This window comes from Algibacter amylolyticus, assembly GCF_014202225.1.
GTDB lineage: Bacteria > Bacteroidota > Bacteroidia > Flavobacteriales > Flavobacteriaceae > Algibacter_B > Algibacter_B amylolyticus.
Map to the genome: position 1 here is coordinate 467,700 of NZ_JACHGE010000001.1, position 13,879 is coordinate 481,578.

Annotated in this window: 11 protein-coding genes; 4 read left to right on the plus strand and 7 right to left on the minus strand. The window is 34.4% G+C overall.

Features of this window, described 5'->3' with window-relative positions:
* Positions 1 to 2: 2 nt before the first annotated feature.
* Positions 3 to 4,517, minus strand: a complete 4,515-nt coding sequence (gene gltB / locus HNQ90_RS02040) for a glutamate synthase large subunit (protein WP_221279703.1) — start codon at positions 4,515 to 4,517, stop codon at positions 3 to 5.
* A 509-nt stretch (positions 4,518 to 5,026) separates the two neighbouring features.
* On the opposite strand from gltB, the gene HNQ90_RS02045 reads away from it, so the two are divergent.
* The 4 genes from HNQ90_RS02045 to HNQ90_RS02060 all read left to right on the plus strand — a co-directional run bounded on the left by HNQ90_RS02045 (position 5,027) and on the right by HNQ90_RS02060 (position 9,164).
* A complete protein-coding gene (locus tag HNQ90_RS02045; RefSeq protein ID WP_144115561.1) occupies positions 5,027 to 6,025 on the plus strand; it encodes an outer membrane beta-barrel protein in 999 nt (332 codons plus the stop codon).
* Positions 6,026 to 6,118: 93 nt separating this feature from the next.
* Positions 6,119 to 7,405, plus strand: a complete 1,287-nt coding sequence (locus HNQ90_RS02050; RefSeq protein WP_144114987.1) for an ammonium transporter — start codon at positions 6,119 to 6,121, stop codon at positions 7,403 to 7,405.
* Positions 7,406 to 7,564: 159 nt separating this feature from the next.
* Positions 7,565 to 7,903 carry a P-II family nitrogen regulator gene (locus HNQ90_RS02055; RefSeq protein WP_144114988.1) on the plus strand — a complete coding sequence of 113 codons (339 nt, stop codon included), beginning with the start codon at positions 7,565 to 7,567 and terminating at the stop codon, positions 7,901 to 7,903.
* 22 nt (positions 7,904 to 7,925) lie between these two features.
* The gene (locus tag HNQ90_RS02060; protein ID WP_144114989.1) at positions 7,926 to 9,164 is read left to right on the plus strand and encodes an ammonium transporter; all 1,239 of its coding nucleotides are present in this window, start codon (positions 7,926 to 7,928) and stop codon (positions 9,162 to 9,164) included.
* 333 nt (positions 9,165 to 9,497) lie between these two features.
* Here HNQ90_RS02060 and HNQ90_RS02065 read toward each other — a convergent pair whose 3' ends face one another.
* The 6 genes from HNQ90_RS02065 to HNQ90_RS02090 form a co-directional block, all read right to left on the minus strand.
* Positions 9,498 to 10,379, minus strand: coding sequence for a hypothetical protein (locus HNQ90_RS02065; RefSeq protein ID WP_144114990.1), 882 nt, complete (start codon positions 10,377 to 10,379; stop codon positions 9,498 to 9,500).
* A gap of 195 nt (positions 10,380 to 10,574) precedes the next feature.
* The gene (locus HNQ90_RS02070; protein ID WP_144114991.1) at positions 10,575 to 10,763 is read right to left on the minus strand and encodes a hypothetical protein; all 189 of its coding nucleotides are present in this window, start codon (positions 10,761 to 10,763) and stop codon (positions 10,575 to 10,577) included.
* Between the two features lies 1 nt (position 10,764).
* Positions 10,765 to 11,205 (minus strand): MoaF-related domain-containing protein, encoded by a 441-nt coding sequence (locus tag HNQ90_RS02075; RefSeq protein ID WP_144114992.1) that lies wholly within the window; start codon positions 11,203 to 11,205, stop codon positions 10,765 to 10,767.
* An 11-nt stretch (positions 11,206 to 11,216) separates the two neighbouring features.
* On the minus strand, positions 11,217 to 12,080 hold the full coding sequence (locus HNQ90_RS02080) for a nuclear transport factor 2 family protein (RefSeq protein ID WP_144114993.1): 864 nt from the start codon (positions 12,078 to 12,080) through the stop codon (positions 11,217 to 11,219).
* 91 nt (positions 12,081 to 12,171) lie between these two features.
* Entirely contained in the window at positions 12,172 to 13,053 is an 882-nt protein-coding gene (locus HNQ90_RS02085; protein ID WP_144114994.1) for a helix-turn-helix domain-containing protein, read from the minus strand.
* Positions 13,054 to 13,317: 264 nt separating this feature from the next.
* Positions 13,318 to 13,824: a DUF421 domain-containing protein gene (locus HNQ90_RS02090; RefSeq protein WP_144114995.1), complete on the minus strand. Its 507-nt coding sequence runs from the start codon at positions 13,822 to 13,824 to the stop codon at positions 13,318 to 13,320.
* Positions 13,825 to 13,879: the final 55 nt, after the last annotated feature.

Consider the following 13,879-nt stretch of genomic DNA (forward strand, 5'->3'; position numbering starts at 1 on the left):
CACTATGCTGTTGTTAATTCTTCTACCATTGGTTCTTCTGTCTCTAAACGTTTTAATGCACGTTTGTATTCTATTGGCATCACTTTTACAAAATTACCAAGACTAGTATCCCAGTCTGCTAATAATGTTTTAGCAAGATTACTATCCGTATAAAGTGCGTGTTTTTCAATAGTTTGTTTTAATTCGTTTGCGTCTTCACTTGTAATATCTTCAAACTCTATAGTTTCAGTATTACATAATCCGTTTACAAATTTATTATTAGGGTCGTATACATATGCAATACCACCACTCATACCTGCCGCAAAGTTTCTTCCTGTTTTACCAAGAACAATTACTTTACCACCTGTCATGTACTCACATCCATGATCTCCAACACCTTCAACAACTGTAGTTGCTCCAGAGTTTCTTACTGCAAAACGTTCGCCTGCAATACCATTTATGTAAGCCTCTCCAGCAACGGCACCAAATAAACATACATTACCAACAATGATGTTGTTTTCGGCTATAAAATCTGCTTTTGCAGGCTTTTTAACAATTAGTTTAGCTCCAGATAATCCTTTACCTAAATAATCGTTTGTGTTACCTTCTAATATGAATGATAAACCGTGTGCGCCAAATGCTCCGAAACTTTGTCCGGCAGACCCTGTAAAGTTAATATTCAAGGTGTCTTCAGGTAATCCTAAGTGCCCGTATATTTTAGAAATTTCGTTACTTACAATAGCACCAACCGTACGGTTTATGTTATTTATAGGATATTCTAGAGTCATTTTCTCCTTACGGTATAATGCTCTGTGAGAATCTTTAAGTATTGTAAAGTCTAATACGTTTTCTAGGTTATGATCTTGTCCTTCTGTATTTCTTACAGGAAGGTCGTTGTAAGCAGATGGTCTGTGAAGTATACTAGATAAATCTAAACCTTTTGCTTTATAATGCTTAATAGCTTTATTCGCGTTAATTTTATTGGTTTGACCAACCATTTCTGCTAACGTTCTAAACCCTAGTTGCGCCATTATACCTCTTAATTCTTCAGCAATGTAGAAGAAGAAGTTAATAACGTGTTCTGGTGTTCCTTTAAAGTTTTTACGCAACTCTTTATCTTGAGTTGCAATACCTACAGGACAAGTATTTAAATGACACTTACGCATCATAATACATCCTGAAGCTACTAAAGGTGCAGTTGCAAAACCAAATTCTTCAGCTCCTAATAATGCTGCAATGGCAACATCACGACCTGTTTTTAATTGGCCATCACATTCTACAACAATTCTACTTCTTAAGTTGTTTAATACTAAAGTCTGTTGTGCTTCAGATAAACCAAGTTCCCAAGGTAAACCTGCATGTTTTAATGAGGTTAAAGGAGATGCTCCTGTTCCACCATCATAACCAGAAATTAATACCACATCGGCTTTAGCTTTTGCTACACCGGCTGCGATTGTACCTACACCAACTTCCGATACTAATTTTACATTAATTCTAGCTTCGCGATTTGCATTTTTTAAATCGTAAATTAATTGTGCTAAATCTTCAATAGAATAAATATCATGATGTGGTGGTGGCGAAATTAACCCTACAAAAGGTGTTGAGTTACGTGCCGAGGCAATCCAAGGTAAAACCTTTTCTCCAGGTAGTTGTCCACCTTCGCCAGGTTTAGCTCCTTGAGCCATTTTAATTTGAATTTCTTTAGCGCTAGAAAGGTAATGTGATGTTACCCCAAAACGTCCCGATGCTACTTGTTTAATAGCAGAGTTACGGCTATCGCCATTTATATCTTTTTGAAAACGTTTTCTGTCTTCTCCACCTTCACCAGAATTAGATTTTCCTCCAATTCTATTCATGGCTATGGCTAAATTCTCATGTGCTTCACGAGAAATAGATCCATAAGACATGGCTCCGGTTTTAAACTTCTTAACAATTTCTGTCCATGGCTCTACTTCTTCTAAAGGAATAGGGTCTAGGTTATCAAACTCAAATAAACCACGAATGGTCATTAAGTTTTCAGATTGTTCGTTTATGGCTTTTGCATAAACATCATAACTTGCTTGATCACTTAATCTAACCGCTTGTTGTAATTTTGCTACAGTTGTTGGGTTAAATAAGTGGCGCTCGCCATTACGTCTCCATCTGTAATCGCCACCAATATTTAAACCTAAGTTTTTATCGATAGCATTATCTGGATACGCTTGTTTATAACGTTGGTCAATTTCTTTTTCAATTTCATATAAACCAATACCTTCTATTCTAGAAGCGGTGTATGGGAAATATTTTTCAACGAATTGAGAATTGAATCCAACAATTTCGAAAATTTGAGAACCTCTATACGAGTGTAGTGTAGAGATACCAATTTTGTTCATTACTTTTAAAATACCTTTTCCAATAGCTTTATTGAAATTATCGACCGCTTTTTGCTCGTCCATACCAGTAATGAAGCCTTCTTTAACTTGCATTCTAATAATTTCGTTAACCATATAAGGGTTTATCGCACTAGCGCCATAACCAAATAAAGTTGCAAAATGATGTGGCTCACGTGGTTCTGCAGATTCAATAATAATATCGAAATAAGAACGCTTACGTAAACGATTCAGTTGGTGATTTACAAATGAACATGCTAATAAAGCAGGAATAGGTGCTAATTCTTGATTTACACCTCTATCCGAAAGAATAATAATATTTGTTTTTCTCTCTAAAGCTTTTTCAATTTGAATGATTACATCATCAAGCGCATTTTCTAAACCATTCATACCCTCAATTTTTGGGTATAGCATTTGAATAGTTTCGGTTTGGAAACCATCAATATCAATAGTTCTAATTTTTTCTAAATCGCCGTTTGAAATAACTGGATTCTGAATTCTTAGTTTACGACATTGTCTTTCAGTAATACTAAAAATGTTTCTGTCTTTACCAAGATTTAAGCTAATATCTGTAACAATTTCTTCACGAATACCATCTAAAGGTGGGTTTGTAACCTGCGCGAATAATTGTTTAAAGTAGTTTGAAATTAATTGTGGACGGTCTGAAAGTACCGCTAATGGCGTATCAATTCCCATTGATCCTAAAGCCTCTTTTCCAACCTGTGCCATTGGCGTAATTACCTCTTGAATATCTTCAAAAGTATAATTGAATAAACGCTGGCGTGTTTTAATATCAATAGTTTCAATAGGGCAAGTTTCGCTAGTGTAAGGCACGTCTTTTAAATGTAAACGTGTTTTATCTAACCATTCTTTATATGGTCTTTCTGAAACTATTTTGCTTTTTATTTCTTCATCTTCAATAATACGACCATCGTTCATGTCCACTAAGAACATTTTTCCTGGCTCTAATCTACCATGTTCTTTAACATCTTCTGGAGCAACTTCTACAACTCCAATTTCCGATGACATGATTAGTTTTCCGCTTTTAGTAACGGTATATCTTGAAGGTCTTAAACCGTTACGGTCTAATAAAGCACCTATGTAATCGCCATCTGTAAATGGTACCGATGCTGGTCCGTCCCAGGGCTCCATAATACAAGCATTGTACTCGTAAAATGCTTTACGCTCTGCAGACATTGTAGCGTGTTTTTCCCAAGCTTCAGGAATCATCATCATCATAATTTCTGGTAATGATCGTCCTGTGTGTGTTAATAATTCTACCACCATATCCATAGAAGCAGAATCTGATTTTCCTGGTAAAATTATTGGGAATAATTTATCTATTTGCGGTCCAAAAACATCACTTTTCATGATTTCTTCACGAACACGCATTCTACTTACGTTACCACGAAGGGTGTTAATCTCTCCATTTTGACACATGTGACGAAATGGTTGGGCCAATTCCCAGGTAGGCATTGTATTTGTAGAGAAACGTTGGTGTACTAAGGCCAAACGTGTAACTAAATCTATTTGTTGTAAATCGGTATAATATGGCCCAATATCCTCAGGCATTATAATACCTTTATATATTATTGTTGTTGTTGATAAACTAGGTACATAAAAGTAACCACTTTCAGAAGTTTTAGAGTTTCTAATAGTGTGTTCAGTTATTTTTCTAGCAGCGTATAATTTAGCTTTAAAAGTGGCCTCGTCAATAGCATCAGTTTTACCAATAAATAGTTGTTCTATATTAGGCTCCGATGCTAATGCAATTGGTCCTAATTGTGTAGAATCCACAGGTACTTTACGCCATCCTAAAATGGAAAGTCCTTGCGCTTCAACTTCCTTCTCAAAAGTCTTTTTACAATAAACATATTGGTTGTCTACCTTTGGTAAAAATACCATACCAACGGCATACTCTCTTTGCGCTGGAATTTCGAAATCACAAACGCGTTTAAAATAGTCGTGTGGGATATCAATTAGCAGTCCAGCACCATCACCAGTTTTCCCATCTGCACTTACACCACCACGGTGCTCTAATTTTACAAGAATTTCTAGGGCGTCATGAATGATTTGGTTTGTTCTCTCTCCTTTTAGATTACAAATAAAACCTGCGCCACAGTTTTCGTGTTCAAATTCTGGTAAATAAAGTCCTTGCTTCTTAATCATAGTCAACAATAAATTAATTTAAAAACTTGAGTTGAGAAGCTAAGATACGTTCTACAATTTGAAATACAATAGAGACCATTTATTATTTCGATTTTAGAAGCCATTGGGAGATAAAAATAATTATATAACAATATTACTCCACTTTTTTAATGAATATTCAAACTGCGAAATATTGTCATTATATACGTATATCTGAATTTTTGATAATGATTCTTTTAATAAATGGAAATTACTCTATGATTTTCATGAAAATACTGACAATAATTCAATTAATCCTGTTGTAGATAATTCAATATTTTAATTATTTAATCGCACACCCCTAAAAAAAAGGGGTAAAAAATATAATATCAATAAAAGTAACTCAAATACCCCTATTTTTTATGGGGGTTAAAATATTTTCACATAGTTTAGCCTCGTTCTTAAGGGAAATTAGGTCTATAAAACTTTAATAACTCAAACTAATCAAGAATTAGATCTAAGAAATTAAATAACTTAAAAATAAAACAATGATGAAAAAAATTATTACACTTTCAATGCTTTTCGCAGCAACAGCATTATTTGCACAAGAAGAGAAGTCAAAATTATCAATTAGTGGTAGTGTTGATGCTTATTACCAAACTTATTTAACTGCTCCTGATAATGTTGGTGCTGGTTTCGGAACTGCATTTGCAGGACAATCAGGATTTGCTTTAGGTATGGGTAACATTATTGCAAGCTATGAAGGCGAAAAAGCTGGTGCAGTATTAGATTTAGTTACTGGACCTAGAGGTGCAGGTGCGACTTTTAATAGTGATATTGTTGATGGTATTGTTAATCAAGCATATGTTTACTGGAATGTTTCAGAAGGAACTACATTAACTTTTGGTCGTTTTAATACATTTTTAGGATATGAAGTAATTTCTCCTGCAGCAAACTTTAACTACAGTACATCTTACTTATTTTCTAGCGGACCATTTTCTCATATGGGTATAAAAGCAGATTTTGCTTTATCTGAAGATTTTAGCTTAATGTTAGCAGTTACTAATCCATGGGATGTTAATGATACTTCAATGACTGGAGAATATGCATTAGGTGCTCAGTTAGGATATAAAGGACAATTTTTAAACTTATACTACGATAGTGGATCTAATGATGGTTTAGGTTTTGAAGTAGATTATACGGGTGGATTCGATCTTTCTGATACTTTCTTTATGGGAATCAATGCGGCTTATAATGATAATGATGGTGCTGGTTTTTACGGAGCTGCTCTTTATCCTCAAGTAGCAACTTCTGATAGCTTTTCTATAGGGTTAAGAGGTGAGTATTTTGGATACCATGCAGAAGATGTAGATGATTTACCAAGTGTATTCGCTACAACTTTAACAGGTAGCTATACTGTAGATAACTTAATTATTAAGCCAGAAATTAGATTAGATGCTTGGAGTAATAATGAGCCATTCGTAGATAACGATGGAGCAGCTTCAGATAGCTTAGCAGCTTTCACATTAGCAGCTATTTACTCTTTCTAAGAGAAAAACACAACAAAGAGAATATTATTGCAAGTTCTCTATGAAAGTAGAGAACTTGTTTTTTTTCAATTAACTAACCCAAAAAATTATATTATGTCTATATTAAATATGCCTTTAATAATTCAAGATACTGCCGCTGTAGAAGGCGACATGGGAATGATGTGGATGCTTATATCAGGTATCTTAGTATTCTTTATGCAAGCAGGTTTCTTTTTAGTGGAGTCAGGAATGACGGATTCTAAAAATGCTGTAAACATTGCCATGAAAAACTTCCTAGATATCGCCGTTGGTTCTTTAGCCTTCTGGTTTATAGGATATTCTTTAATGTACGGTGCCGATATGGGCGGAGGTTTCTTCCACTGGGGAGGGTTTACGTTTTCTCAAGGTGCTGCAGATTTATTCTTTCAAACTGTATTTGCTGCAACAGCTGCAACTATTGTTTCTGGTGCTGTAGCCGGAAGAACAAAATATACAACTTACGCTATTTTTAGTATTGTTTTAACTGCTTTTATTTACCCTATCGCTGGTGGTTGGGAATGGAATGGTGGTTGGTTAAACAATACCGATGGTATTATGCCTGCCGAATTTATTGATTTTGCTGGATCATCTATTGTTCACTCTGTAGGTGGATGGGCTGCACTTGTAGCTGCTTGGATGGTAGGTCCTAGAATCGGGAAATTCTTAGATGGTAAACCTGTTGAAATGCACGGTCACAACCAAATGTATGCTACTTTAGGTGTATTTATTCTTTGGTTAGGATGGTTCGGTTTTAATGGTGGTTCTCAATTAGCTTGGGGTGGCGATGATGCTGTTGCTGCATCTCAAGTTGTTTTAGTAACAAACTTAGCAGCTTCTGCTGGTGCTTTAGGTGCTTTACTTTTAACTTGGTTTAAAAACGGAAAACCAAATTTAGGTATGACTTTAAATGGATCGCTTGCTGGTTTAGTAAGTATTACTGCTGGTTGTGGAAACATGAGCGAAGGTGGTGCTGTATTAGCGGGTCTTATTGGTGGTATACTTGTAGTATTTGCTATTGGATTTGTTGAAAAGAATTTAAAAATTGATGATGCTGTTGGTGCCATTTCTGTACACGGTATATGCGGTGCTTGGGGAACTTTAGTAATAGGTCTTTGGGGTATTGATGGTGATGCTGGAATTGGAATATTTAATGGAGGTGGTGCTGCACAATTAGGTGCACAAGCTATTGGAGTTCTTGCTTATGCAGCTTGGGCTATCGGTTTATCTTTTATTTTCTTATTTATAATGAAGAAAACTATTGGATTAAGAGTTACCGAAGCAGAAGAAATTGCTGGTCTTGACTGGACAGAGCATGGTTCTATCGCTTACCCTGGTAAGAGACAAAGAGAAATTGAAGAGTAATCTTTAAATAATAAAATAAAAACCTAAAAGATGCCTTAGTAATAAGGCGTCTTTTGGTCTTTAATATAAACACGTAATATAATAGTGTTTTAGAGTTAATTATATTAAAAAAATATTTTCCTATTTTAACAAACTAAACCATATATAAGTAAATGAATTATGAAAAAAATTGAAGCAATTATTAGAAAATCAAAATATCGTGTAGTTAAGGAAGCTTTGCACGAAGTTGGTGTTAACTTTTTTTCTTATTGGGATGTAACCGGTCTTGGTAATGAAAAAGAAGGCCATGTTTATAGAGGTGTATCATATAGTACTAGTGATATTCAACGTAGACATTTATCAATCGTAGTAAATGATGATTTTGAAGAAATAACAATTAAAACACTGCTAGAATCTGCAAGTACAGGCGAGGTAGGAGATGGTAAAATATTCGTCTCAGATGTAAAAGATTGTTATAGAATAAGGACAGGAGAAAAAGGTGTGGACACCTTAAAATAAAAAATCATTAAAAATTAATACAATGGAAGGATTACTTACAACTAATAATGTATGGATGATGATCTGTACAGCACTCGTTTTCTTTATGCATACCGGATTTGCATTTTTAGAAATTGGGCTAACTAGACAAAAAAATACAATAAACATATTATTTAAAAACATATTTATTATTACCGTTGGGTTATTACTATACTATATAGTAGGGTTTAACCTAATGTATCCAGGATTTGCCGAAGATTCTTCAGGAATTTTAGGCTTTGCAGGATTTGGGTTCGATGCCCCTTTAACTGCCGAAGGCGCTTTAGATTTAACCTATAACGAAGGTTACACCTACTGGACAGATTTCTTATTTCAAGGTATGTTTGCTGCTACAGCTGCAACCATTGTATCTGGTGCTGTTGCCGAACGTATGAAAATTGGAGCATTCATGATTTTCACAGTAATTTACGTAGGCATTATTTACCCAATTGCAGGATCTTGGAAATGGGGTGGCGGATTTCTAGACCAAATGGGATTCTATGACTTTGCAGGTTCTACATTAGTACACTCTGTTGGTGGATGGGCAGCCTTAGTTGCAGTTTACTTACTAGGTTCTCGTATTGGGAAATTCGATAAAGAAGGAAAGCCACAAGCAATCCCTGGACATAACATACCATTAGCAACTGCAGGAGTTTTAATCCTTTGGTTAGGTTGGTTTGGGTTTAATGGAGGTTCTGTACTTTCTGCCGATCCAGAATTAACATCATTAACCCTAGTTACAACATGTTTAGCAGCCGCTTCTGGTGGTGTAATTGCAGCGTTTGTTAACTTTTTAAAATACAAAAACCTAGATTTAACCATGTTCTTAAATGGTATTTTAGGAGGATTAGTTGGTATTACCGCTGGTGCCGATGTTATGACACCAGAAAGCGCCATAATTATTGGTGGTATTGCAGGAGCACTAATTGTATTTGCTGTTGCTTTTGTCGATGCTATTAAATTAGATGATCCTGTTGGAGCCATAGCAGTACACTTAATTTGTGGTATCTGGGGAACTTTAGCCGTTGGAATCTTTTCAACAAACGAAGAGCATACATTTTTAATTCAATTATTAGGTGTTGCTTGTTATGCAGGAATCTGTGTAGTATCGTCATTCATAATATTCTTTGTTTTAAAGAAAACAATGGGAATACGAGTATCAGAAAAAGAAGAATTAGAAGGTTTAGATGCCCACGAACACGGAATGGATGCCTATCCAGATTTCAGGTTAAACGAGCACTAATCTATACAACTTAAGTTTAGTTTGATTGAAAAGGATGTTTTGCGTAATGCAAAGCGTCCTTTTTTTTGTTTTGGGGCGTTACATGAAAAGGGTCGGGCTTTACTCGTTGGTTTATATTTTAAATAATAGTACTCATGAATATAAATATTTCAAAAGTCGCTCTCTGGGAGGAGCTCCAACAATTGCTCAATCCCTAACGCAAGTGTTTGCTAGTTTCTTGTTTTAGTATGGATTGTGTGTTTTGGGAGAGGTTCGTTTAACGGTTCGGTATAAGCGTCAATTACGGATTAAATATACTGAAATTTTTGATTAAGCAGAGGCTTTAGCAATAGTCTATTTCTCCATAAGCCATTTCTGAACAGCATTTTTATTTTTAATTTTACCTTTAAACTGTTTACTATATATAGTTCTGTCAAGTTTAATATCTAATGCGGTTTCTATTTCCTGAATAACTTCTTTTAAACCTCTCAAAGAGGGTTCTGTTTTTAAAGTATAATTCTTTCGTTTTTTTTCAAGTTTTATTTCATTTTTTGAAAGTGTTGGCCACCAAGCAGAAATAGTTTTATTCCAATTTTTTAGTTCAATCTCCCAACATTTTTTGTCTTGGAGTGGATAAACTGAGGTGGTTATTCTTAAACGATTTTCTTTTTCTTTATCTGTCAAATCATTACCAAATCGGAATTTTCCATCTGTAGATATTTCAAAAAACAAAGCCCAATTATTGTCGCTTGGTAATTCTAGCCCTATTTCCTTTGCCCATTTATATGATTCTATCTCATTTTGCTTAGATAAGAAGTAGTTTTCAATATCTTTAGTCAATGGTTCGTAGGCTGGATCTTTAATAAACCCCAGTATTCGCCTAAATAGAAATAAATCATTGTGTTCTGTTTTAAGAAATTGATTTCCTAAATTTATAGGGAATTTCCTTGCCTCTTCTATATTAGATAACGCCAATAAACATATGCTATACCAATAAGAAACTATATCAAACGGATATTTACTTTCTTCAGGATATTTGTAATCATCTAATACCTTTAGAACAAAGTTTACTAAAAAAGCATTAGATGAAAAAGAAATCATTCGCTCAAATTCTTTTTTGTTTGTTGGAACGTGAATATAAGATTCTAGCCGTTTTGAAAATTTCAAAATTTCCTTTTGCTCAGATTTTGAGAGATTTACTACACTTTCATTTATTTTGTTAATTAATTCACTCATTATTTGTCAAAATTATTGCTAATATTTCGCGGATATGAAATCGTTTTAATGTTTTATATCCGACGTTAAACGAAGTTGTAATTTTTTTCTGACAAAGTCAAGTGTATTTATTCCTATTGATTCAACAATTAATTAAACAAAAAAAACAGCTTTAGTATTAACTAGAACTGTCTTTTCATTTATGTTATGTGTATTCTATTTATTGGATTCCAGTTGCTTTTCTAGCGCCTCGGCTTTATCCTTATACTTCTGCATAGCCTTTTTTAGTTGACCTATTTTTTTTACCAATTCGTCATCTTGTATGGCTAGGTAAGTTGTTTTACCCTTGGTTTCTGTTATTTTCGATTTGCCGCCACAGGTTGGGCAGCTAGCTACATTACTCATATTAATTAGTTTTTAAATGATCTATAACTCCTGTTAAAAACACTGTTTTTAATGGTCTTTCGGGTTTGTTCTCATAACCTATTATTATAGAACTATGTACTACCATCTTTTCAAAATCGAAAACAATGGTTAAATAATCTTTAATACCTGTTTCGTGCCAATTAACGATATAAAGTTGGTCTCCAATTTTGCGCGAGCGGTAAGGAATATCTTTGTTGCCTCTTCCTTTTCCTGGGCCTAAAATCCACTTGTATTCGGCTTCTCCGTTGTTAAACTCCATGTGTATGGCTTTACCATCTTGATATTGGAAGTTTAAGGAATAGCCATCTAAAAGGTGTTCTGCTGTTCCAAACTCAAATGTATTTGTTTCTGTGGTTTTGCTTTGTGCAAACCCTAAGCCAAAGGTTATAAGGCTTATTAAAGTTATAAGTTTCAGTTTCATTGTTGCTGTTTTTAAAAGTTAAACTTTCCGTTATCGTTTTTTCTATCTTCCTCCGGTAAAATGGTTTCAATAGTATCCCAATGTTCTGCAATTTTCCCGTTTTCTATTCTAAACAAATCGTAGAACGATGTTGGGTTTCCTGCAAATGTGCCTTCGCTAACCGATAATACAAAATTACCTTCTCCTAAAACAATGTGGTTTTTGGTAAACACCATAGTAATACCTTGTTTTGCCATGTCTTCTAGGGCTTTTGCTAAACCAGAAACACCATCGGCAATCATGGTGTTGTGTTGTATGTAAGCGTCGCCATCAAAATAGTTTGGCATTTTATCGAACTCGCCATTAATTAAAACGGTATTAACAAAATCTTTTACCAAGGCTTTGTTTTGTTCGGTTTTATCTAAATCTGTAATTGTTACAATGCCATCTGTTTGGGTTCTTCCGCTTGGGTTTGCTGCTGCCAAATCAGAAAAGTTATCCCAATGTTCTGTAATTAGGCCATTTTCAAACTTAAAAATATCGAACCCTACTTTTGGTCCAAAAAAGTCGTATTCTGTGTGTGTAATAGCATAATCGCCATCTTGAAATGCACGCACTACATTGGCTTTAAAACCGCCTTCGGGTGCGTGTTGTAATACTTCGCCAAAACCCTTTAATCCTTCTGCTACGGCAAGATTATGTTGTGTATAATTAGTTGGGTTAATGTGTGCAATAGCCGATTGATCTCCGGTTTCTAAACTAGAAATTAACGCTACGGCTTTGTCTTTGTTTGATAATGCTGTTGTTGTTTCCATGTTATCTAAATTAGTATTGTTTTGTGAGTCGCAAGCGGTCATTATAAGAACGAGTGCAACGGTTGTGATTATTTGTTTCATTGTCTTTGTTTTTAATTATGGTACAAAGATGATGCAACTACAAGCTTTAGAAAAGATAAAAACGAGAGTTAAAATGGTTAAAGTGGAACCATTAATCTTCTTGAAGTGATTTTACAAAGGCTTTTGGGGTTAAACCTGTATTTTTTTTGAAATATTTGGTGAAATTTGTTGGGTCTTCAAAGCCCAAACTATAGGCTAATTGAGCACTGGTTATTTTAGTGTTTATTAAACTGCGTTTGGCTTGCAGTATTACAAAATCGTCAATAACGTTTTTGGCAGTTTTGTTTACCAGTTCCTTACAGATTTTATTTAGGTGTTTGTAGGTTATGGCTAATTCTTTGGCATAATACCTTGCGCTTCTGCTTTTGGTTAGGTTTTTTGCGATTAGCGAAATAAAATTTTGATAAATAGCCACTTTTGAGGTGTCTGATATATGAAAGGTTTGCTTTTGTTTTAAATTTTCGGCTTTCGATATTAAAATGGTTAAAAGCGAATTGACAATATTTTTATGATTAAAGGTGCTAGAATTTTTATACTCTGTACATAACAGGTTAAAATAGGTTGTAAACTCTGAGTTTTGAGGAATTTGAAGAATTGGCGAAAACAGCTCTGGATTAAAAAGTCTAAACACAAAATCGTCTGCTAAATTGGTAAAGCTATTTACAAAATAGGCTTCGGTAAAAATGATGCAATAGCCTTTTAAACGGTCTGAAAACTCGAAAGCATTAACTTGGTCTTTTGTTAAATAAATCAAGCTGTTTTGTTGTACCGGAAACCAGTTAAAATCTACAAAGTGTCTCCCAGAACCTTCGGTAAAAAAAATAAGGTTATAAAATTTTAGCTGATGCGGTAATTCTGGATCATGATTATGTTCGTTTTTACTCTTAGCAATGTCTTCAATAGGCACAATTTCGAAACCAAAATTATTGGTTGTTGCAGGGTTAAATGTAATTTGAGGAATATCTTTTGTCATGTTACCTACAATATGCTACGTTTAAAAAGGCATTAATACCAATGCGAGTTCTGCTTTTTTGCTGTTTTTGCTAAGCGTGGCACGAAGTTATCTTTTATTTGGGTAAAAATCAAGTGCGTCAATACATCTATTTTAAACTTAACGCCTAAACCTAGTTTGCAGCCCGCGTTAAGGATTTGTGGGCATGTTTGAGCTTCTTAACATTGGGAGGTAGCGCGTAGTGAAATATTTTTTACTGCTACTATTTTGAAAATTAAGACCTTTCTATTTTTGGGCAACATCGCTTAATATAATCGGGTCGATATTAGTTCCGTTTGAGCTATGTAGAACTGAAATATCGCCTGTACTCTCAAATATTACAGCTTGCACTTCTGAAAGCTGATGGACATTGGCTTCTCTTAATTTTGCCATTAAATCACTTATGTCCACATTGCAATTTTTTAGGTTTTCATAATATATTTCTCCATCCTTCATGAGCATTTGCGGTTTGTTTGTAAATAGATTTTTAAATAAATCTATTTTTCTTACTAAAAAGGCAAAGAGTGTTTGAAACCCAATGATACATACTAATGCCAGTGCTCCTTTAAGTATGCTCTGGTCTTTGTTTATTATAATTGATGCTAAAATAGAACCTACGGCTATTGTGGATGCAAAATCGAAGCTCGACATTTTTGCAAATGTTCTTAAACCAAAAATTCTTGTTATAACTATGGTTATTGAAAAAATTGTAAAAACTGAAATAATAACTAATAAAGCCGTGTCTAATTGCATAGGGTTTAGGTTGTAAAGTTCATATAAATGTAGCCAATAATATTTGGAATAGCTA

Bases quoted from the DNA above. Each gene is read 5' to 3' on its own strand.
- HNQ90_RS02085 (WP_144114994.1), bottom strand. From the start codon at position 13,053: ATGACAAAAGATATTCCTCAAATTACATTTAACCCTGCAACAACCAAT.
- gltB (WP_221279703.1), bottom strand. From the start codon at position 4,517: ATGATTAAGAAGCAAGGACTTTATTTACCAGAATTTGAACACGAAAAC.
- HNQ90_RS02075 (WP_144114992.1), bottom strand. From the start codon at position 11,205: ATGAAACTGAAACTTATAACTTTAATAAGCCTTATAACCTTTGGCTTA.
- HNQ90_RS02070 (WP_144114991.1), bottom strand. From the start codon at position 10,763: ATGAGTAATGTAGCTAGCTGCCCAACCTGTGGCGGCAAATCGAAAATA.
- HNQ90_RS02065 (WP_144114990.1), bottom strand. From the start codon at position 10,379: ATGAGTGAATTAATTAACAAAATAAATGAAAGTGTAGTAAATCTCTCA.
- HNQ90_RS02045 (WP_144115561.1), top strand. From the start codon at position 5,027: ATGAAAAAAATTATTACACTTTCAATGCTTTTCGCAGCAACAGCATTA.
- HNQ90_RS02090 (WP_144114995.1), bottom strand. From the start codon at position 13,824: ATGCAATTAGACACGGCTTTATTAGTTATTATTTCAGTTTTTACAATT.
- HNQ90_RS02050 (WP_144114987.1), top strand. From the start codon at position 6,119: ATGTCTATATTAAATATGCCTTTAATAATTCAAGATACTGCCGCTGTA.
- HNQ90_RS02055 (WP_144114988.1), top strand. From the start codon at position 7,565: ATGAAAAAAATTGAAGCAATTATTAGAAAATCAAAATATCGTGTAGTT.
- HNQ90_RS02080 (WP_144114993.1), bottom strand. From the start codon at position 12,080: ATGAAACAAATAATCACAACCGTTGCACTCGTTCTTATAATGACCGCT.
- HNQ90_RS02060 (WP_144114989.1), top strand. From the start codon at position 7,926: ATGGAAGGATTACTTACAACTAATAATGTATGGATGATGATCTGTACA.